This is a genomic window from Paraburkholderia unamae (assembly GCF_003268775.1).
GTDB lineage: Bacteria > Pseudomonadota > Gammaproteobacteria > Burkholderiales > Burkholderiaceae > Paraburkholderia > Paraburkholderia unamae.
The window spans coordinates 51104-72427 of record NZ_QLSU01000006.1; the positions used below are offsets into that span (position 1 = coordinate 51104).

Annotated in this window: 21 protein-coding genes; 18 read left to right on the top strand and 3 right to left on the bottom strand. The window is 63.9% G+C overall.

Translation table 11 applies throughout. The features are described from left to right. Nucleotides 1–186 precede the first annotated feature (186 nt). The 17 genes from C7401_RS11625 to C7401_RS11700 all read left to right on the top strand — a co-directional run bounded on the left by C7401_RS11625 (nucleotide 187) and on the right by C7401_RS11700 (nucleotide 17560). Entirely contained in the window at nucleotides 187–357 is a 171-nt protein-coding gene (locus C7401_RS11625) for a Flp family type IVb pilin (protein ID WP_112171531.1), read from the top strand. 146 nt (nucleotides 358–503) lie between these two features. Continuing rightward, a complete protein-coding gene (locus C7401_RS11630; RefSeq protein ID WP_112171532.1) occupies nucleotides 504–674 on the top strand; it encodes a Flp family type IVb pilin in 171 nt (56 codons plus the stop codon). A 76-nt stretch (nucleotides 675–750) separates the two neighbouring features. Then, a complete protein-coding gene (locus C7401_RS44330; RefSeq protein WP_146757903.1) occupies nucleotides 751–963 on the top strand; it encodes a hypothetical protein in 213 nt (70 codons plus the stop codon). A gap of 24 nt (nucleotides 964–987) precedes the next feature. Further along, on the top strand, nucleotides 988–1533 hold the full coding sequence (locus C7401_RS11635) for an A24 family peptidase (RefSeq protein ID WP_112171827.1): 546 nt from the start codon (nucleotides 988–990) through the stop codon (nucleotides 1531–1533). A 68-nt stretch (nucleotides 1534–1601) separates the two neighbouring features. Next, complete coding sequence (cpaB, locus tag C7401_RS11640; RefSeq protein WP_112171533.1) at nucleotides 1602–2429, top strand: Flp pilus assembly protein CpaB; 828 nt, start codon at nucleotides 1602–1604, stop codon at nucleotides 2427–2429. Between the two features lie 105 nt (nucleotides 2430–2534). Continuing rightward, nucleotides 2535–4421, top strand: a complete 1887-nt coding sequence (locus tag C7401_RS11645) for a type II and III secretion system protein family protein (protein ID WP_112171534.1) — start codon at nucleotides 2535–2537, stop codon at nucleotides 4419–4421. Nucleotides 4422–4442: 21 nt separating this feature from the next. Continuing rightward, complete coding sequence (locus tag C7401_RS11650; RefSeq protein WP_112171535.1) at nucleotides 4443–4751, top strand: hypothetical protein; 309 nt, start codon at nucleotides 4443–4445, stop codon at nucleotides 4749–4751. Nucleotides 4752–4805: 54 nt separating this feature from the next. Then, entirely contained in the window at nucleotides 4806–6014 is a 1209-nt protein-coding gene (locus tag C7401_RS11655; RefSeq protein ID WP_112171536.1) for a CpaE/TadZ family protein, read from the top strand. Nucleotides 6015–6026: 12 nt separating this feature from the next. Further along, nucleotides 6027–7418 (top strand): TadA family conjugal transfer-associated ATPase, encoded by a 1392-nt coding sequence (locus C7401_RS11660; protein ID WP_112171537.1) that lies wholly within the window; start codon nucleotides 6027–6029, stop codon nucleotides 7416–7418. Nucleotides 7419–7473: 55 nt separating this feature from the next. After that, entirely contained in the window at nucleotides 7474–8451 is a 978-nt protein-coding gene (locus C7401_RS11665) for a type II secretion system F family protein (RefSeq protein WP_112171538.1), read from the top strand. Nucleotides 8452–8499: 48 nt separating this feature from the next. Beyond that, on the top strand, nucleotides 8500–9465 hold the full coding sequence (locus C7401_RS11670; protein ID WP_112171539.1) for a type II secretion system F family protein: 966 nt from the start codon (nucleotides 8500–8502) through the stop codon (nucleotides 9463–9465). A 78-nt stretch (nucleotides 9466–9543) separates the two neighbouring features. Then, the gene (locus tag C7401_RS11675) at nucleotides 9544–10098 is read left to right on the top strand and encodes a TadE/TadG family type IV pilus assembly protein (RefSeq protein WP_258396996.1); all 555 of its coding nucleotides are present in this window, start codon (nucleotides 9544–9546) and stop codon (nucleotides 10096–10098) included. Between the two features lie 36 nt (nucleotides 10099–10134). Next, nucleotides 10135–11295, top strand: a complete 1161-nt coding sequence (locus tag C7401_RS11680) for a pilus assembly protein TadG-related protein (RefSeq protein WP_220092815.1) — start codon at nucleotides 10135–10137, stop codon at nucleotides 11293–11295. 332 nt (nucleotides 11296–11627) lie between these two features. Further along, on the top strand, nucleotides 11628–12941 hold the full coding sequence (locus C7401_RS11685) for a DUF2254 domain-containing protein (RefSeq protein WP_112171541.1): 1314 nt from the start codon (nucleotides 11628–11630) through the stop codon (nucleotides 12939–12941). A gap of 18 nt (nucleotides 12942–12959) precedes the next feature. Continuing rightward, on the top strand, nucleotides 12960–13637 hold the full coding sequence (locus C7401_RS11690; protein WP_112171542.1) for a carbonic anhydrase: 678 nt from the start codon (nucleotides 12960–12962) through the stop codon (nucleotides 13635–13637). Nucleotides 13638–13742: 105 nt separating this feature from the next. After that, nucleotides 13743–14507, top strand: coding sequence for a TerC family protein (locus tag C7401_RS11695; RefSeq protein ID WP_181565555.1), 765 nt, complete (start codon nucleotides 13743–13745; stop codon nucleotides 14505–14507). Between the two features lie 134 nt (nucleotides 14508–14641). Continuing rightward, entirely contained in the window at nucleotides 14642–17560 is a 2919-nt protein-coding gene (locus C7401_RS11700) for a CHAT domain-containing protein (protein WP_112171543.1), read from the top strand. Nucleotides 17561–17642: 82 nt separating this feature from the next. Here C7401_RS11700 and C7401_RS11705 read toward each other — a convergent pair whose 3' ends face one another. Continuing rightward, nucleotides 17643–18617, bottom strand: coding sequence for an alpha/beta fold hydrolase (locus C7401_RS11705; protein ID WP_112171544.1), 975 nt, complete (start codon nucleotides 18615–18617; stop codon nucleotides 17643–17645). Then, nucleotides 18614–20026 (bottom strand): NAD(P)/FAD-dependent oxidoreductase, encoded by a 1413-nt coding sequence (locus C7401_RS11710; protein WP_112171545.1) that lies wholly within the window; start codon nucleotides 20024–20026, stop codon nucleotides 18614–18616. The genes C7401_RS11705 and C7401_RS11710 overlap by 4 nt, the downstream gene beginning before the upstream one ends. A 648-nt stretch (nucleotides 20027–20674) precedes the next feature. Here C7401_RS11710 and C7401_RS11715 point away from each other — a divergent pair. Continuing rightward, nucleotides 20675–20965 (top strand): hypothetical protein, encoded by a 291-nt coding sequence (locus tag C7401_RS11715; RefSeq protein ID WP_146757905.1) that lies wholly within the window; start codon nucleotides 20675–20677, stop codon nucleotides 20963–20965. A gap of 50 nt (nucleotides 20966–21015) precedes the next feature. On the opposite strand, the gene C7401_RS45940 is transcribed toward C7401_RS11715, so the two are convergent. Further along, nucleotides 21016–21276: a hypothetical protein gene (locus tag C7401_RS45940; RefSeq protein ID WP_146757906.1), complete on the bottom strand. Its 261-nt coding sequence runs from the start codon at nucleotides 21274–21276 to the stop codon at nucleotides 21016–21018. Nucleotides 21277–21324: the final 48 nt, after the last annotated feature.

The window sequence follows — 21324 nt, forward strand, 5'->3', positions numbered from 1 at the left end:
TTGACCGATTTCGAGGGGTTCGACGCAGGAAGTCATTTCGCATGTGAGCAAGCGCACGAAGTTCCCGGTTTTCCACGCGTAGAACTGCGGCTAAGGCTGCTGCACTCAACCGGGTGACGTAGCCCCACCACCCTCAATACCACATGGAAACGGGGGTTAACCATGTTGAAAACCAGGAGATCAAAAATGCAAAACATCATCGCTAAGGCAAAGGGCTTCGTTCGTGACGAAAACGGCATCACGGCGCTCGAGTACGGGATCCTCGCTGGGCTGATTACGGTTCTGCTCATCGCGAGCATCACGTCGATCGGCAAAGCGCTTCAGGCGGTGTTCTCGGATATCGCCAACGACCTCTAACCGAAGCGTGGGCGAGCGGGTTTGCAGCGAACGCCACACTCGCCCAGTTTCGCCAGATACGAACGTTCGACCTGTAGACGTTTGAGACCACGCCGGGAAGCTCCGGACACCAGGCGGCCTTCGAGCTGGTTCAAAGGGAGAAAAAGATGCAACCGATCATCGTTCAGGCAAAAGCCTTCATTCGCGACGAAGACGGTATTACCGCTTTGGAGTACGGGATTCTCGCGGGCCTGATCTCAGTCCTGCTCATTGCCAGCATCACGTCGATCAGCTCGTCGCTCCAGAACATCTTTTCCGATATTGCTAGTGAACTGTAAGCCGTGCACGGGCGAGTGCGCTCGCAGCTCACGCACACTCGCCCGGCTTCTCGTGAATCGAACCGTGGAGTCGGACATGCTTGAGACCGGATCCGGAAATGCCCTGGTAGCAGATGGCCTTCTATCTGCCGCGCGCGCCGTGATGGCCGAGCCCGCCGGGTCGTTTTCCGAATGCGGCCTCGCTCCGGCACCTGAGTGTGAAGTTGTCGTATCGGCGCGGGCTGCCAATGCGAGCGCCTTCCGTATTTACCCTCATGCAGACGCCGAAGTGATGGCGCAACAAGATTAGCCGGGGAGCAACCAAATGGACCTCATGCTGTATTCCGTTCCGTTGCCGCAGCAGCCAGTGCCGCTGTGCGTGATGGCATTGGCCATCCTGGCGGCCAGCACGGATATCGTGAGCCGCCGGATTCCGAACCTGCTGATCGCGTTCGGACTCGTCGCGGCGCTGGCCGTCCAGTTCGCCCTGCACGGTGCGCTCCCGGGCGCTGCGATCTGGCTGGGCGGCGCACTCACCGGGTTCGGCCTGTTGCTGCCGTTCTATCTGCTGCGCGGCATGGCCGCCGGCGACGTCAAGTTGCTGATGATGCTTGGAGCCTGGCTAGGGGCCGCGGCGATTGTGAATGTCGCGGTAAGCACTTTCATCATCGGCGGCATCTGGTCACTGGGGATTGTCCTGGTGCGAGGGCGGTTGATGCGTCTAGCCGGAAATGTCGCGGCCTTGATTACCGGGTCTTGCCGCGCCATTCGCGGGATGGGCGTTTCGCCGGGTGCGGGGCGGGAGTCGGTGGGTTCGATTCCCTATGGTGTCGCCATCGCCGCGGGCACCGTGGCAGTGATGTTCGCGATGGTGCGCTAAAGCGCGGGACGAAGCTGGGTTGTCGTTCCGTCGAATATGAGTTTTCTGGAATGTCTACGGGGGATGTCATGAAAAACAGCCGCGCGTTCGCGATGCTTGCCATTGCCATTCTGGCCGGTCTGGCCGCAGTGGTGTTCGCTTCTAAATGGTTGCTGCAAACGTCGTCGGGGTCCACGGTGCCGGTTGCCGTCGCCTCCGACGATATCAATCTCGGCCAGCCGCTCAATGAAACGATGATCAGAACGGTCAGTTGGCCGAAGGACAGCCTGCCGCCCGGCACCTTCAAAGCGCCCAAGGACCTCGACGGGCGCGTGGTCCGCACGAACCTCACGCGCGGCGAGCCGGTGCTCGAATCGAAGCTCGCGCCCGTGGGCACGAAAGGCGGTCTCTCCGCCGTGATTGGCGAGGGGCGTCGTGCGATCACGGTGCGCGTGAACGATGTGGTGGGCGTCGCGGGCTTCGCGTTGCCGGGCAACTATGTGGACGTGATCGTCAACACGCAGGAGCCCGAGATAAAGAGCGATAACCAGCAGCAGAGCATTTCCAAGATCGTGCTCGAAAAGATTCTGGTGCTGGCGGTGGCGCAGCAGGTCAATCGCGACGATACCGCACCCAAGGTGGTGAACGCGGTGACCCTCGAAGTCACGCCCGAGCAGGCGGAAAAGCTCGATCTGGCGCGCAGCGTGGGCACGCTCTCGCTTGTCCTGCGCAACCAGGTGGACGACCACAAGCTGCTCACCGACGGCGTGACCAAGGAAACGTTGCTGGGCAGGCCGCTGCCGCCGCCCGTGCCGCTGCCGGAACCGGTGCGTGTGAAGTACGCCGGGCATGCGCCGGTGAAGCGCAACTGCATCGGCGTGCTTTCGGGTGTGACCGGCAGTCAGGAATGTTTCTGAAAGAAAGCAGCACGGTTGCCTGAATCCGGCGACGACCAACCGGGTTAAAGGCGCGTGAGCGGCGCAGCCGCCATTAAAACGCAGCTAAGTACGGGGTATAACGATATGGATACCAAAGTAAACGTGGGGTCCACGGGGGCCCGCGACGGCATTCGTCCGTGGCGCGTCGCAACGCTTGCGTGGGTATGCGCGGGGTTGATGACTTCGACGCCTGGCTGGGCGCAGCAGTCGAACGGGAACGCAGCACAGGACAAGTCTGCCGCAGGCGCTTCGGTGCCCATGGGCAAGGGCCCTATGCAAATGACCATCAGCATGGGGCCGGCGCAAGGCAGCAGCGCGCCGCCCAAAGCCGTGGCGGGACCGCTGCGCGGACCGAATTGCGTTGGGGCCATCCGCAACGAGAGCAACGTGATCGTGCCGCTTGGCAAGTCGACGCTCGTGCCGATCGACGAACCGGTGCGCAACCGCACCCTCGGCAATCCGGAGGTCGCCCAGGCGACCATGGTGTCGCCGCAAACGCTCTACATCGTCGGTCAGGCCGTTGGGACGACCAACATGATCATCCAGGGCAAGAGCGGCGCGTGCCAGGTGATCGACGTGATCGTCAGCGCCGATGCAGGCGGCCTCCAGGCCGCGCTCGCGCAACTCATGCCGCAAGAGCGTGATATCCGCGTATCGACGGCGGCCGACAACATCGTGCTTGCCGGTCATGTGTCGAGCGCACAGGCAGCCCAGCAGGCCGTGGAGATCGCCAGGGTGTTCGGTGTGAGCGGGCAGAGCAATAACGGCGCGCACACGGGCGGCGTGATCAACATGCTCGGCGTGGACTCGCCGCAGCAGGTCATGCTCGAAGTGAAGGTCGCCGAAGTCGACAAGACGCTGATCGACCAGCTCGGCTCGGCGGTCAACATCCAGGGCGGTTTCGGATCGTGGACGGGCGCACTCGTGAGCAATCTGCTCGCGGGTGTATCGAGCGCATTCGGTTTCTCGAAGGCGAACAACAATCCGCTCAAGTTGGCCATCGACGCGCAGAAGACCGACAACCTCGTGAAGATCCTGGCGGAGCCTAACCTCGTCACCATCAGCGGTCAGGAAGCCACTTTCCTCGCCGGCGGCAAGATCTTCATCCCCGTGCCGCAAAGCGGCGGCGGCACCTCGGCCACCGCGATCACGCTTCAGGAGGAGGAGTTCGGCGTGGGGCTCAAGTTCACGCCTACGGTGCTCAACGGCGGGCGCATCAACCTGAAGGTGGCGCCGGAGGTCTCGGAGCTGTCGCCCACGGGCGTCACGCTGAGCGCGTCGAACGTCAGCGGCGTCAGCATCCTGCCGCTCATCACGACGCGGCGCGCTTCCACCACGGTCCAGATGCACGATGGCGAGTCGTTCGCGATCGGCGGGCTCATCAACAACAACATTACCGGCTCGCTCAAAGCCGTGCCGGGCCTCGGTGAGGTTCCGGTGCTGGGCGCGCTGCTCAGAAGCACTTCGTTCCAGCAGGACCGCTCGGAGCTGATCTTCATCATCACGCCGCACCTCGTGAAGCCAGTGGCGGACGTCGCGCAACTCCAGTTGCCCACGGACAGCTTCTCGCAGGTCCACGAAGCCGATGTGTACGCGACGGGCAACATGGAAGGCCGCGCCAATCGCGACCAGGGACGTTTCGCACCGCCGCCCGCACCGGCCGGCACGCAAGCCGTACCTGGTGCACCCGCCGCACCCGCCGCACCTGGCGATGCGCCCGCTGTGCCCGCCATGCCGGCCGCACCGCAGACGCCCGCTGCGCTGCCCGCGCCGCAGGTCTCCTCCAGGCGCGAGGCAGCGCCGGCGCAAGCGGCGCCGCCTGCCGCTGAAGCGCTCGTGCAGCCCGTACCCGTGCAGCAGGTGAACGCGCAGGCGCTCGTGCCTGAACCCGGTGCCGACACCGCGGCGCGTGCGCAGCGCATCGAGCGCGAGGCGGCACGGATCGCGTCGAACGAATCCCCCGCTCATTGACCCGGCGATCAGGAGGCCAAAATGAAACTCGAAAACTTTGCATGCGTTCGCCGGTTCCTGTTGATCGCCCCGCTCGGCGCGGCGCTTGGCGGCTGCATGACCAGCACGCCGATCTGGGATGCGCACTTCGGACAAGCCGTGCGCTATTCGATGCAGGCGCAAATCATCGACCCGGATGCGGGCAAGCACGGCGCCGCGCAGCAGGGCGTGGACGGCAAGTCGGCGGCATCGGCGATGGACCTCTACGACAAGTCGTTCCAGCAGCCGCCGACCGCGTCGAGCCCCTACACGATCGGCGTGAGCGGCGGTGGTGGTGGCGGCGGCCAGTGAGCGGCGTCACGAGCAACCGTCCGGGGAAGGGAACAACAGCGGGGACCTACGATCATGATCGACATACTCATTACCTCGACAGACGCAGAGCGGCTTGCGCAGATCATGCGCACGATCGCGGGATGCGGCCCGTACCGCACGACGCGTAGCGTAGGCACACCGTTCGATCTCGTCGAGCGCGGCGACACGCTCGACGCCTTCGATGTCCTGATCGTCGACGCGCGAGGGTTGCAGGAAGCGCAGTTGCCCGCCGTGAGCGAGCTGTGCCGGCGCTGCGAGCGGCTCATGTGCGTGCTGCTGATTCCCGAGGCGTCGCCCGACGAGCTCATCGCGGCGATGCGCGCGGGCTTTCGCGACGTGGTCACGGGGCCGCAGGACGGCCGCGCGATAGGCGAGGCGTTGCAGCGCGCGATCGGCCAGCGCGCGCAAGGCAGCACGCGTGCGTCGCGCATTGTCTCGTTCATGTCGTGCAAGGGCGGCGTGGGCACGAGCTTCATCGCGGCGAACGTGGCGCATATCGTCTCGCAGACGCAGAGCCGCCGCGTGCTGCTGATCGACCTGAATCAGCTCTACGCGGACGCGGCGTTTCTCGTGACGGCGGATACGCCGCCGTCGACCTTGCCCCAGCTCTGCGCCGAAGTGGACCGCATGGACGTTGCGTTCTTCGACGCGAGCGTGATGCATGTGGCCGAGAACTTCGACATCCTCGCGGGCGCGGGCGATCCGATCAAGGCGGGCGAGATGCGTCAGGACCGGCTCGAATGGGTGCTCGGCGTCGCGACGCCGCGTTACGACTGCGTGATCCTCGATCTCGGCCAGACGATCAATCCGCTGTCCATGCTCGCGCTCGATCGCAGCGACGAGATTCACATCGTCTTGCAGGCGAGCATGCCTCATCTTCATGCTGGCCGCCGCCTCCTGGAGATCTTGCAGTCGCTCGGCTATGGGCCGGAGCGCATGCGCTTGCTGCTGAACCGGCAGACGCGTCACGGCGAGCTCATGCGCGAGGCCGCCGACAGCGTGCTCGGCATGAAGCCGTTGCTTGTCATTCCCGACGACGCGCGCGCCGTTGCGGAAGCGGTCAATCAAGGTGTGCCGATTGCCGTCGCGGCGCCCGGCAGCGCGGTGACGCGCTGTCTGCGCACGCTGGCGGCGAGCGTGGCGCCTCCGAACGCCAGCGGCGAGACAGCACGGGGCAAGGGCGAATCCGTGTTCGCGCGCATGCTCGGCCGCCAGACGCCGGCCAAACTCGGCTTGATGTAAAGGAGAAAAAACATGTCTCTTCGTGAGCAGATCTTTGCACAGCGTCTCGAGCCGACGATCGTCGAGCGCACCGACGCGGGCGGCCCCGCAACGGCCGCCGCCGCGGCGCCGGCCCGGGTGAAGACCGAGGCGTACCAGAAGCTGAAGTACGACATGCATCATGCGGTGCTCGAACGCGTGGAGCTGGAGCGGCTTTCGCGCATGCCGCAGGAGCAGATCCGCGGCGAGATCAACGCGCTCGTGGGGCGCATACTCGAAGAACAAAAGGCGCTGGCAAACGATATTGAGCGCAGACAACTGGCCATCGACGTGTACGACGAGATGTTCGGCTTCGGCCCGCTCGAGCCGCTGCTGCGCGACCCCACGGTCTCGGACATTCTCGTGAACACGTGGTGTCAGACTTATGTGGAGCGCCGCGGCAAGCTCGAACTCACCGACGTCAACTTCTACGACGACGCCCATCTCATGAAGGTGATCGAGAAGATCGTCTCGCGGGTCGGGCGGCGCATCGACGAATCGAGCCCGATGGTGGATGCGCGTCTGCCTGACGGCTCGCGCGTGAATGCCATCATTCCGCCTTCGGCGGTGGACGGGCCGCTCGTATCGATCCGGCGGTTCGCGGTCTCGCCGTTGAAGGTTTCAGATCTGATCGAGCTGCAAACGCTCACGCCGCCCATGGCCCAGGTGCTCGAAGGCCTCGCGCGGGCCAAGGTCAACATTCTCGTTTCGGGCGGCACGGGCAGCGGCAAGACGACCATGCTGAACGTGCTCTCGGGTTTCATTCCGAACGACGAGCGCATCGTCACGATCGAGGACGCCGCCGAGCTTCAGCTTCGTCAGGATCACGTGTTGCGGCTCGAGACGCGTCCGCCCAACATCGAAGGCAAAGGCGAGATCACCCAGCGCGCGCTCGTGCGCAATGCGCTGCGGATGCGCCCCGACCGCATCATCCTCGGCGAAGTCCGCGGCGCGGAAGCGCTCGACATGCTCAACGCGATGAACACCGGCCACGAAGGCTCGCTCGCGACGATCCACGCCAACACGCCGCGCGACGCGCTCACGCGTCTGGAGAACATGATCAGCCTGGGCGGCCTTGCGTTGCCGCCGCGCACGATGCGCCATCAGATCTCGTCCGCGATCTCGGTGGTCGTGCAAGCCGCGCGCCTGACCGACGGCCGCCGCAAGATCGTGAGCATTTCGGAGCTGACCGGCATGGAAGGCGACATGATCAACATGCAAGAGATCTTCACGTTCAAGCGCACGGGGATGGACTCGAACGGCAACGTGCGCGGCCACTTTTGCGCAACGGGCGTGCGGCCGAAGTTCTGCGAGCGGTTCGCGGCATTCGGCGTGAACGTGCCGGACGCGCTTTTCGATCCGGGCCGGCGTTACGAAGCGACCTGATGTTGCCATTGATGTTGTTGCCGAGGGTTTCGGGAATCTTCCGGGGGAGCATGGCATGAGCACAACCTTCATTCTGGCAATCCTGCTGCTCTTCGTGGCCGTCGTGCTGGCCAGCCAGGGCGCGTGGGAGTGGTGGAACAGCCGGCACGGCGCCGTCGCGCGGCGCCTCGAATCTCGCCTTCAGGCTGTGGCTACGGGCGGGGCGGGGCGCAAGGAGGCGATGTCCATCCTCAAGGCGCGCAAGCTCGACGGATCTACGGTGTTCGAACGCGCGTTGCTGCTGTTGCCGGGTATCCGCACGTTCGAGGCGTGGGTGCAGCAGTCGGGCGTGAGCTGGACGACAGCGCGCATCGTTGCATTGTGCGCGCTGATGCCGGTGCTCGTGGCCGTGGCGGGGATGTTCGTCTACGTGCCGTTGGCGATGCTGGCGGCCCTCGCGGTGGTGACGGCGCTGCTGCCGGTGATGTATGTGCGCTATCGGCGCGCAAAGCGGATGATGCGCTTCCAGAAGCAGTTGCCGGATGCCTGCGACATGCTTGCGCGTGCGTTGCGATCGGGGCATGCGCTGGCGGGGGCGATCGACATGGTCGGCACCGAATTCGCCAACCCGATGGGCGCCGAGTTCCGTATCACGTTCGACGAGATCAACTACGGCGCGTCGCTCAACGACGCGCTGCTGGGGCTCGCGCAACGCGTGCCGGCCGGAGACCTGCGCTACTTCGTGATTGCCGTGCTGATCCAGCGCGAGACGGGCGGCAACCTGGCCGAGTTGCTGGACGGCATTGCGACCCTCGTGCGCGAGCGTTTCAAGCTGTTCGACAAGGTGCGTGTGCTCTCGGCCGAAGGTGTGCTCTCGGCTCGGGTGCTGTCTCTGATGCCGGTGTTCACGGCGGGTGCCATCGCCTTCGTGAATCCGGGCTTTCTGGAGGTGCTCTGGAAAGATCCGGGCGGCGTGATGATGCTCCAGGCCTCGGCCGTGATGATGGTGATCGGCGCGATCTGGGTGCGGCGCATCGTGCGCATTCACGTCTGAGGACGCCAGGTCTTGCGCCGGTGGAAAAAAAGCGAAAAAGGGGGAATCATGTTAGCGCTCGATTCAACGCGGTTGCTGTTGTTGTTGTGTCTCTTTGCCGGCGTGTTCGGCGTGACGTTGGGCGCCATGTATCTCTTCGCTCCCAGGACTTTGCGCCGGCGCATCGAACAGGCGGGCGGCGGCCGTAGCGCGGCCGCGCCCGGTGCGCAGCCCGACGACGGCAACGAGGCGTGGTACGAAAAGCTCGTGCAGATCTCGGAGCCGCTTTCCCGGCTGTCCACGCCGAAAGAGGGCTGGGAGGTTTCGGCGCTGCGTGTGCGCTTGATGAACGCGGGCTGGCGCACGCCCGGCGCCGTGGCGGTCTTCTTCGGCGCCCGCACGGTGCTCGCGCTGCTGCTGCCCACGCTGGCCGCCATGTGGCTCATCAGTGGCGGGGGCGTGACCTCGGTCACGCAGTTCTCCGTGGTGCTCGTGAGTCTCGTGGCATTCGGCTACTACCTGCCGGGCATCGTCCTCTCGCGCATCGTGGCCCGCCGCAAGCGCGCGATCTTCGAGGACTTCCCCGACGCAATCGATCTGCTGACGGTTTGCGTCGAAGCGGGCCTCGGGCTGGATGCCGCGCTGATGCGCGTGACGGAGGAGATCAAGCTGCGCAGCGCGGTGGTCGCGAGCGAGCTGGAGCTCACGCTGCTGGAAATGCGCTCGGGCTATTCGAAGGAGAAGGCGCTGCGCAACCTCGCCTTGCGCACGGGTGTTGACGACGTCGATTCGTTCAGCACGATGCTCATCCAGGCGGAGCGTTTCGGCACGAGCATCGGCGATTCGCTGCGCGTGCTCTCGGATACGCTGCGCACGCGCCGCCGCATGCTGGCCGAGGAAAAGGCCGCGAAGATCGCACTGAAGCTCCTGTTTCCGCTGATGTTCTGCATCTTCCCGACGCTGCTGGTGGTGCTCATGGGGCCCGCGATGCTACAGATCTACCGGACGATGCTGCCGGCGATGAATGGTGGCTAGCCCGCGGCCGTAATGAACCAGGAAGGCGGACGAACAAAACAGACCAGGCCCGGGATGGGCGAATCGATCGGGGGTGTCATGGAATCAGCAAATATCGGCGCGCAGCCGCTCATGACGCGCGCGCAAAGGGGACGAGCGGGCGGGGCTCAGTCGCGGCCGGTGCGCCGGCGGCGCGCGCAGCGCGGCGTGGCGGCGGTCGAGTTCGCCCTGGTGCTGCCGCTGCTGTTGCTGCTGCTGTTTGGCATCGTGGAAATGGGCTTCCTCCTGTACGACAAAAGCGTGATCACCAGCGCGAGCCGCGCGGCGGCGCGGCAGGCGGTGGCGTTTGGCGAGGACGCTACGGGCGTGCCGGTTTATCTGAGCGCATCGAGCGTGCAAGGTATCGCGACGGGCGGACTTTCGACCTTGCTGGTCAACTTCGGCTCGGGCTCGCCGAGCGTCACGATCACGAATTCGACCTCGGGCGTGGTCACGGGATCGACGCAGGCATGTAGTTCCGGCGCTTCGTTGACGGTCGCCGTGAGCTACCCGTTCACCGGTTTCGGATTCGGCGCGTCGGCGGCGATCAATCCGCTGAGTACGGTGGCCAACGCGCTCACGTTGAGTTCGTCGACGACCATGAGCTGCGAATAGCCGGTGGACGAACCGGCATATCGACTGGGGATGAATATGTACAGGACAACTACAGGTTGCCGCAAGGTTCGGCGCCAAAAGGGTACGGTGGCGATTCAGGTCGCGCTGATGCTCGTTCTCCTTATCGGCGCGGCGGCGTTCGCGCTCGACGTGGCGCGCTGGGTGATCGTGCGTCACCAGCTGCAAAACGCGGCTGACGCCGCAGCCCTCGCCGGGGTGAAGCAGTTGCCTGGCCAGCTGGTTGCGGCCGCTTCAACCACCTTGTGGGCGTCGGCGGCGCCCGCCGCGAGCGCAGCAGCCGCCCAGTACGCGAGTGCGAATTCGGCCAACAACCAGGCGGCATCGGCGCAGTTGGTGATGGTCGGCTACTGGGACGTCAATCGCGCCAATGTGGCGACTAACGCGCTCCCGCTGGTGCAGACCATTGCTTCGCCAACCTCCAAGCCGGCCGTGATGGTCACGACGGGATTGCCGGGAGGAGCGAGCTTGCCGCTGATGCTCGGGAGCCTCCTCGGCGTGTCGAGCCTCAATGCCAGCGCTACGGCTGTCGCGGTCATATCGGCACCGGGCGCGGCGCTGCCGGGTGCGCTCTTTCCGATGGTCCTGAATCAGTGCATCTACCAGAATTCCACGTACTGGAGCAACGGGAAACCTGTGTCCGGTATGCCGCTTCAGATGGGCGTTGGCGGGGTAACCACGATTGCGGGCACGACTTGCGCGAGCGCCGCAGGTCAATGGACAACGCTGAATGACACCGCCTGTGGGTCGATCAACAGCGTGCCAGCGATTCAGTGTCTGATGCAAAACGGAAACTCGGGTCCGCTCACCACTACGAGCAATGCGCAAACGCCTTGTGTGCAGCAACCTGTCAGCTGTACTTACGTTCAGCCTGGCACGAAAGCGGAGCTATACGACAGCAGCAACTATCCCACCTTGCCGATCGTGGTGACCGTTCCGGTCGTCGCCGACGGGGCGACGGCGCTCAACGGCAGCAGTACGCCGATCCTCGGTTTCGCGTCGTTTTCGATCGATGCCGTGTATAAGGCAGGGACCTCGTCCCCTTGTGCCAAATGCATTGTCGGGCATCTCGTTTCGGGCGTCGCGGGCAGCACGACGGCGGGCGGCACGACGAGCAGTTACTATGGCGCTGTCACCCCGCCCAGTCTCGCCGTGCTGCCGACAAACGACTATTACTGAATCGTGACAGTCAGTCCGGCGTCGCGCTTCTCCGCGCGCCGTACGGCGAGCACGGCGGGGATGGCTCGATAGCGGCGAAGTGCACGTCGCACGGCGTGCCTGCCTGCCACGAGCGCCGTTTATCCTGGCCCTGAAAAGGGCGCAGGGCCGGTCCAGGCCGGATGGCCGCCAGGCGTCCCGCAAGGTCGTTTGTGGGCCGACGTACATAGCGGCGGTCAAATTTGACATTCCCCGCCTTGCCAGGTGGCAAGCTGGAGCCCCGATCTCCCAAACCAGCAGGACCGAGGCGCCATTGGCCAGAACAGAGTGTGAATCGCACGGGGAGTGCACGCATGGACTGGAGTCGCTGGTACAGCTTGAAAAGCTACGTGCGGTCCTCGCTGTGGACCGTGCCGCTCATTGCAGTCGCGATCTATGCCGTGGTGAAGCCGCTGACCGAAATGCTCGGAAGGTGGATGATCCGGCAAGGGATCCTCGATCCGAAAACGGGCTTTTTCGGGCTGTCCATGACCGGCGCCCGGTCGTTGCTCGCGGACATCGTATCCGCGGACCTGGCGTTTCTGGTCTTCACGTTCGGTTCACTGCTCGTCGCCATCCAGGTGGCCGGCGGCCAATACACGCCGCGCATCATCGCGACGACGCTGTTGCGCGACAACATCATCCGTGGCATTTCGGGGTTGTTCGTTTTCGCTTTGCTGTTCGCTAACAGAACGGCGGGCTGGATGGGCGAGGCTGAGGTCCACCAGCTTCAGGTTTTCATAGCGGCGCTGCTCGGCTTCGCTTCCGTCGTCGCGTTTCTTTTCCTGATCGACTACGCCGCGAAATTTCTGCGGCCGGTTAGTCTCGTGGCTCGCGTTGGGGAGCGCGGGCTCGCCGTGATCGACAGCGTCTATCCCGCGCCATCCAGCGGTGTCGCGACCGCGCCGGAGCGTGACAAGGAGCGCGGCACGCCCGATCGCGTTGTTCGCCTGGCAGGCAGCTCCGGCATCGTGCTGGCCGTGAACATGAAGATGCTCGTGGCCGAAGCGCGGCGCGCCAATATGATCATCGAGTTCGCACCGCAAGTCGGCGATTTCGTTGCCGTGGATGAACCGCTGTTCTATCTGTACGGCAACACGGGTGCCATCAATGAAACGCGGTTGCGCACGCTTGTTGCCTTTGGAACGGAACGCACGATGGAGCAGGACCCCATGTTCGCGTTTCGCATCCTGGTCGATATTGCGCTGAAGGCGCTGTCGGCGGCGATCAACGATCCGACCACGGCCGTCCTTGCCATCGACCAGTTGCACCGGCTCTTGCGGATGGTGGGAAAGCGCTCGCTGCGCATCGAAGAAATTGCGGACAAGTCCGGGCAGGTGCGCATGATCCTGCGAACACCCAACTGGGAAGATTTCGTGCATATCAGTTTTCGCGAGATACGACAGTGCGGAGCCGGCAGCATCCAGATTGCACGGCGTCTGCGCGCGGCGATCGAGAACCTCATCCAGAGCCTGCCGGAGCATCGTCATGATGCGTTGTACATCGAGTTGAGCCTGCTCGATCGCGCGATTGCTTCGAAGCTGGAGTTTGCCGAAGACGTTGCGTTGGCGCGCATTCCCGACTCGCAGGGACTGGGCGGTTCGGCAACCTCGATAGCGAACAACTAGCCCATCCGGAGGCAACCGATGCGCAAACTCATCATGGGCATTGTTGAATTTCGCGAGAAAATGTTGCCCCAATATGCCGAGCAGTTCAGCAAACTGGCGCTCGCGCAGACACCGGACGCGCTCTTTATCACGTGCTCGGACAGCCGGGTCGTGCCGGACCTGCTTGCCTCAACCCACCCGGGCGATCTGTTCACGATGCGCAATGTCGGCAACCTGATACCGCCGGCAACCGCCGAGGGGGTCTCGACCGGCGACCTTTCTGAGGCGAGCGCAATCGAGTACGCTGTGCTAGTGTTGAAAGTCGCGAATATCGTCGTGTGCGGGCATTCGGAGTGCGGCGCGATGAAAGCCGTGCAGACACGCAGCGCCAAACTGAAAGCGCCCAACCTCGATAAATGGCTGTATCACGCGAGCAATGCCGCGTTTCGCCTGGAGCAAGAAGGGCCGCTCGACGGCAGTTTGAAACCGCACGATCAATTGTCGCAACTCAACGTACTCGTGCAGCTCGAGCATTTGATGACTTACCCTATCGTTCGCCAGCAGGTTAGCGCCGGTGCGCTGGTATTGAGCGGGTGGTGGTTCGACATCGCGGCTGGCAATATGTACGCCTATGAGCGCACGAGCCGCACATTCGAAGTCATCGACCGCGCGATGGCGGAGCGCATGGTCGCGCGCCTTGCCACACGGGCGCGCTGAAGGGAGGTTTTCCAGTTCTGCCCGCAGCACAGAGTGGTCACAAGCCGGATGTCCCGCCCAGGCGTGGCCTGTCCGACCCGGATTACGACGAACGCTTTGGTGAGCATGGACAATTTACTGACTCTCGCTACGGATCCGGCCGCCTGGGCCGCTCTTGTGACGCTCGTCACCATGGAGGTGGTGCTCGGGATAGACAACCTCGTCTTCATTTCCATCGTCAGCAACAAGCTGCCGGCCGCGCAGCGCTACACGGCCCAGCGGATTGGCATCGGACTTGCCCTCGTGCTGCGCCTTGGTTTGCTCGGCACGGTGGCGTGGATCACGCGCTTGACCGAACCCGCGGTATCGTTGTTTGGTCATGCGTTTTCGTGGCGTGACCTCGTTCTGATTAGCGGCGGCCTCTTTCTCGTCTGGAAGGCGACGACGGAGATTCACCACAACGTCACGGGCGATGAGGGTGAGCATGCCGATAACGGAGCGCCGGCCGTGCACGCGGTGTTGACGCCGCAGGCCGCAATCGTTCAGATCCTGCTGCTCGACCTGGTGTTCTCCATCGACAGCATCGTTACCGCCGTGGGCATGACCAGTCATGTGGCGATCATGTACATCGCCGTTATCGTAGCGGTTGTCGCGATGCTGGTCGCGGCCGCTCCGCTCTCCAGGTTCATCGAACACAATCCCACCATCGTCATGCTGGCACTGAGCTTTCTCCTGGTGATCGGCATGACGCTCATCGCGGAGGGCTTCGGCTCTCACGTGCCCAAAGGCTACATCTACGCTGCGATGGCATTTTCGGGGTTCGTCGAAGGCATGAACATGCTCGCGCGGCGCGCCCGAATGCGCCGTCGTTTGCGCCAGGCTGCCCAGTAGCGGAGGTAAGGGAGGTAAGGTGTCTCGTCGAGATGAAATCAAACGTGACCCCTGAGGGAAAACGCTTCCACCGTCTATATTGACTACTATGCCGGGCGCTCCCGGACAGCACGACGTGTGAAGCGGAGGCAAAGATGGGCACCCGGTCCGGCAAGGCGTCGCAGGTCGTGCGGTGGTGTCTGAAGCCTGTGCTGTGGCTCATTGCGGCGGCGATCGTCGGATCGCCTGGCGGCTTACTGCGGACTTCGCTGGCAGGTGAGTCTCAAGGTGTGAATGCGTCGACTGAAAAGATCGGCCAGACCCCGGGGCAACCCTCCCTCGCCGATGAAGAGAAGGCCATTCACAAGCTACTCGACGAGAATCCGGACGGAGAGACGCGGCTTGCGCTGCTGATTGTGCTTGTTCAGGATTACTTCGACGCGGACGACCCCGCCGACGCGAGGCGGGTGATGGAAAGCATCGTTGATGACGCGCGGATCCCGGCTGGCCGACGCTCCCTGACCGCATCGGGACTCGCCCTTGCGTATGCGGTGGAAAACGACTTCGTGCGTAGCCAGCGGCTCGTGAATCAGGCGAAGACACTGGCCGACCAGACGCCCGCCGCCGAGCTTGAAACCCTTCCGGAAGAACCGGCCTACGAGTATCTCGCCGCCGAGGCGGAGCTTGCGCGCCGCGCGTTGAATCAACATGACACGGCGTTGCGCAAGGTGCGCGAGGCGGCCGATCTGGCGAGAAAAAATCTCGACAACCCGTTGCTCAGTGACCATCGTCACGAGGAAGCCGCGAATCAACTGCTCGACGAAGTCGATCATCTCGTGGATTTGCAAACGCAGAACAATAGGCGAACCGAGGCGCTGAACTACGCGAACGGGATGCTGTGGGACATCGACCACGATCCGCGGCTCAAACCTGACGCCGCCCAGCGCGCCCGCGTCGAGGTTGCCGTCACAATCGCGCTCATGTCCAACGACGACTACGATGGCGCACTCTTCTGGATCGACAAAGCCATCAAGGGGTATCAGGATGCCGGCGTGCTCCCCTATACGTTCACCTATGCGGACGCGCTGCGCTTGCGCTTGATGATCGGGCTTGCCACGAATCGCCTGGCCGACTACAAGGCCGATGCAGACGCTTTCCAGTACGCGGCGTCGATCAATCCGGTCGTGGCTAAAACCCCGAGCAAGGACGAGCGGCTTTCCGTGATACTCGCGACGCAGGGGAACTGGCCGGCAGCCGAGTCGAGCCTTTCACGCGTGCTGGCGTACAACCTCAAGGACCAGGGGGCGCAGAGTCCGTTCGTCAAGTATCAGTCTGCCATGTTGATGCTCTATCGCCTTGAGGACACCGAGAGACAGGTCAGCGAAAGCGATATCGCCCGATACGTGACGCCCATGCTTGGCCAGAACGACGATTGGGACGCGTCCGGTAGCGCGGGGGCATTTGTCGAAGACGGTGCGCTTGCCATGTGTCTGAGCCGCCTGATGGACGACGGCGCGCAAGGTCAGGCACTCGCCTTCCGTATCGCCGAATTGTTTCACATGAATGCGACCCAGGGCGCGATGAGCGATGGCGCAGCGCGCCTGGCGGCGCTCACGCCGGAACTGCGCAGCCTGGTCGAGCAGGAGCAGATGGCGCGCCGTGCGGAGGACACCGAACGAATGGGGCTTTCGGGGCTGAGCACACGACTCGCCAGAATCGGCACGGAAACTACCGGCGATAAAGGGAATGCGATCGCCAGTGTCAACGATGCCGAGAAAGCCATGAATGCCTCGGCCGAGGATCTGGCCACGCTGCACGCGCGCATCAACAAACAGTTTCCCGAGTACCGGCGGCTGGTGTCGCCCGCCGTTCCCACCCCGGAACAGGTCGGCGCGGCGCTGCATGCCGATGAGGTGTATGTCGACTTCTACGTCGGACGCGAGGCGACCTACGCGTTCGTCGTCAACCCCAAAGGCGCGCTGCATGCCATACGACTCAACGTCACGCGCGCAGACCTGAAAAAGCGGATCCTGGCGCTGCGCAACGCATTCGATGCGGGCGTTCCGCCGCGTCGGGCGGGGGACCTGGCCGGGTTCGACATGACAGCGGCAGCGGATCTCTACCGCTTGCTGATCTCGTCGATCCAGGCCGATATCGAAGGGGCGAAAACGGTGTACATCGCCACGAGCGGCGTTCTCTCGAGCCTGCCGTTCGACGTGCTCGTGACGGCACCCGCCACGGACCTGGCGAGTGCGCACTGGTGGATCGCCACGACCATGCCGGTGCGTATTCCGAATGCCTCGGCGCTTGTGCTCGCCCGCAGTCATCCGGCAACGCACGCTACCGGGCCGTTGATCGCGTTCGCCGATCCGAGCTTCGACGGCCGCGATCCAGCCACGATCGCCGCTCGCCCTGCGGACGGAACACCCGCACGAGCGTTTCCGGTTGAGGGGGGCGCTGCTGCGTTCGATTACCATCGCGTCGCGCCGCTGCCCGAGACACTCGACGAGGCGACCTCGATTGCGAAGACGCTCAATGCCTCCGATCACAGCGTGCTGTGGGGCAAGAGCGCCTCGCGCAGCGAAGTGATGAAACGGGATCTGTTGAACGATCGCGTTGTCCTGTTCGCCACGCACGGCATCGTGGCGGGCGAAGTGCCCGGCTGGCACAAGGCGGGACTCGCGCTGGCCTATGAGGGAAGCGGGCTGCGCGATTCGGTTCTCACGGCGGACGATATCGTGACCTTGCGGTTGAATGCCGACTGGGTGGTGCTGTCCGCCTGCAACACGGGACTCGTCACCGGTAACGCGGGAGATGCCATGTCGGAACTGTCCCGCGCTTTTTTTGCGGCGGGGGCGCGCTCGATACTCCTCACCCAGTGGGCCGTTGAATCTCGATCGGCGACCGAGGTGACAACCGGTGTATTCCGGACGTATGCCAACGATCCGTCGCTCTCGAAGGCCGAGGCACTGGCGCGTACCGAGCGCGACATGGCCGGCGGGAAGGAAGGGGAACTCTATCGTCACCCGTATTTCTGGGGCGCATATGCTCTTGCCGGTGACGCGGCCCGCTGATCTTCGGTCATGCGTGGCCAGTGGAAACCGGTCTCCTTCCCGTTGAGGGGAGATCCCGTGTGTGCGAATGCCCGTGTGCGGGTCAGCCGTCGAGTTCGTTCAGGAAGGCGAGCAGCAACCGGTTCACTTCCTGGGCGCGCTCGCGTTGCAGCCAATGGCCCGCACCTTCGAGCAGGTGAGAACCGCGCAACCCCGGCAGCACTTGCGGTAACGCGGCGACGCGCTGTTGCATGCCTGGAAACCTGAGCACGTCGTCGCGCGCGCCACCCAGGAAGAGTGAGGGCTGACGAATCGGGCAACCATACCAGGGGGCGAGCAGTTCCGCGCTCCTGCGGATCGCGCGGTACCAGTTCAATCCCCCACGGAAGCCGGTGCGCCGGAATTCGCCGACGACGTAATCGAGGTCGTCCTGAAGCAGCCAGTCCGGCAATGCGTCGGGGTCGACGGTGTTGTCGAGGATGCCCGCGCCCGGCGTGAGGATGCCGGCGACCATGCGGCCGGGGCCGTCGCCCGACATGCTGAACGTCAGGCGGCGCAGGGTCGCTGCGACATCGGCCTGGAGTTCTTCCTCAGCCACGCCCTCCTGCTGGAAGTACTGCATGTAGAAGGTCGTCACGCCTTGCCGCTCGAGTGCGCTCAGCAAGTCGGTCTTCACAGGCGGGGTATAGGGGACGCTCAGTCCGACGACGGCACGGAAGACATCGGGCCGTAGCAGCGCGCTGTGCCACGCGGCCGGTGCGCCCCAGTCGTGGCCCACGATCACCGCCGAACCGGCGCCGAGTATCCGCACCAGTTCCACCATGTCGCCGGCGTGATGCAGCATCGTGTACTGCGCGGGGTCGGCCGGCGCGTCGGTGCCGCCGTAGCCGCGCATGTCCGGCGCCGCGGCGCGGTAGCCCGCGTTAGCGACCGCGGCCATCTGCGCGCGCCAGGATATCCACGACTCCGGAAACCCGTGGCAAAACACCACGAGCGGCCCGTCGCCCTGAAGCGCCACACGCATGCGGATGGCCCCGACCTGAAGCGTTTCGAGCTGCACCTCACGGGGGGTGCTCATGCTGCCTCCGTTGCGGCAAGCAATTGCGCGATACGCTGCGCCGCATCCGAAGCCTTGGTTCCGACGGTTTTGATCAAGTCCTGCACGGCAGCGTCCATCACCACGCCCTTGAGCACCACAACCTGCCCGTTGAGGCGGCACTGCCTGAGCCAGGCGCTCAGGTCGGGGTTCTGCTGCCAGCGCGCGGCATTGGCGAGCGTCGGCAGCCACATGCGCAGGTAATCGACCGGCAGTTCGGGCGCGGGAACGGGCATGCTCATCGCGTTTTTTTCCTTCTCATTCGTCACGTGCGCTTCGATCCAGGCGATCACGCTGCCCGAAAAAACCGGCTGGCACCAGCGGACCATCAGGAGGTTGATCACATCGTCCTGGAACACCGGCACGTCCGGCACCGGCTGGATCGCGCAGGCAGTGCAGTCGATGTACAGCGTATCAGGATCGGCGGCGAGTTCACCGTTTTCCAGTATGATGCGCGACGGCTCGATCGCGTGCACGCGGCCAAGCCGCACGATCTCACCGATCTTGCGCAACTGGGCCATCTCGCCGCGCGAAACGAGTGCGCAGCGGTACGTCGTGGGGTTGATGGCAGGGTCGATGCGCATCAGCGCGCCGCCCGCTTCGAGTCGCCGGAACAGGTCGGGGACGTCGCTTGCGTCGCGGATCGCATCGAATTGCACCACGCTGTTCTCGAAATAGCGCCGCCAGCCCGTCGGGCCGGGCTGCATGTTGGCGCGGTCCATCACCCAGGCGTCGCGCGGCATGATCCAGCGGATACGCGCGTGCGGCACACCGTTCTCGATCAGCCAGATGCACGCGTCCATGCCGGTCTTGCCGGAGCCGACAACGGTGTAGCACGCGTAGGGCTGCATCACCTTCGGCAAGCCGTTGCAGGCAATGCATTGCACCCCGGCGGCCACGCGGTATTTGGGCGGGTGCGTGGACGGCACCTCGGTTTTCGCATGCGTGCCGTTCACCCATTTGCGCCGCGCGCGCACTTCGTACTCGGCGCCGGTCAGCAGCGAGCGGAAGCGGTGCGTGCGGCCGTCACTCGCGAAGTGATCGCATTTCGGGAACCACTGCACGCGACCGGAGGGAATGAAGCGCTGTTTCATCACCTGCTCGAAATGCGTGAGCACCTCGGCTCCCGAGGAAAGACCCAGCATGCCTTCGTTGAAGCCCGTGGTTTCATGCGACCAGTCGCTCAGTTCGCGCGACGCCACGCCATACCAGGCGGACGGTTGGTGCAGCCGCACATACGGATAGGCGTCGTTCCAGTGGCCGCCGGGACGGTGGTGGCGATCCACCATCACGACTTGCGCATCTGGCGACTCGGTGAGCAACGTATCGACGAAGGCCATGGCGCTGGCGCCCGTCCCTGTCACGAAGTAGTCGGACTCGATCGATGGCATGTCACCCTCCTGACCAGGAGACTTTAAAGCCGTGTCTTGACGATCCCGGTGCGGGACACGGTCGCTGCGTTTCTACGTAGCGCGATCCAAGGGAATATAAGCGATCAACGGGCGTGCACGCGGTCGGCTGGTTCTGGTTGTAATGGCTTCAGGCGGAGCATGGAGCGACGAAGCCTTCGAAAGCGGGCGAGGTCAATGGGGAAGGGTGCCTCTGGCCGGCGCGGCGGCAATCCGCGACGCCTGGCGGTTTTCGGCACGATTTCCTCAGGACCATAGGCGACGTGCAGCAAGCGGCAAGCGATTCCGGTGAAGAAGTGTCGGTGAGCGCACACAGCGAATAGCGGTATGCAAACAGACGTTCCGGCCGCTTGAAACCGACCCGGAGCGGACAATTCGGGGCCGAGCTCGGGCCCGAGCCCGAAAATGCCCGCTTGCAGTTTGCCTTCAGCCTTCGCGGTCAAGCGGCCTGGCGCTTCTGAATTCGAGCCACATCGGAATGTCTGGGGAATGGCCGTTCAGGCCCTTTCTTCTAGCCGTCGACGCTCACGAGGGGATTCCACTGCATGTCATCGTACAAAAGCGCTGTATGTGCTACCGTGGATGCCAGGAGCCAGCAGGACGTTTCAGTCGAACACCGTAAGGATGCTCATGGAATTCAACAATGGCGCTGTACTTGAAGCTCTTCGTCTTGCTTTGTATCGACAGATACCGTGGCACAAACGCCCGGCCATTTTCACGCCGCTTCGCTCGCAGGGGCTGATCGACACCATCGACCAGAAGCCGCCGCCTGGCACGAAATTCCTCCCGACACTCCAGATTGCCATCCTGACCGACAAAGGACAGAAAGAAATCCGGCGCATCGAGGCGTCAACGCATGTATCCGGTTGGCTGGACGACGATTATTTCGCAACGTTCCTTGCGGACGTGGCGTTTCCCTGATCACGCCTCGTTGCGCGCGTGCGGGTCCGTCACACGGCAGCCAGAAAGGACTAATCCGTCGATTGCGGTGCCCGGATTGCGTTTGATACTCGCCGCGTATCGACGCGCCAAACGATTGCGCTGAGATAACACGAAAAAGCCCAGCGGGTATTTTCGTGTCCATTTTCCGGATCGAGTCGGCGGACTTCAATCTCCGGGCCGCTATTCACGCCGCCATGCGCTGACCGAACAGTGCGTTGGGTCTGCTGCTGCACGAGCAGCCGCGTCAGTTCGCACGCCCGAAGATTGCCCCCAATCGCGAGCGTGAACATGGCCCACTCGCGGATATTCGAAGACATCGGCAGCCTGGCGCGAATCGT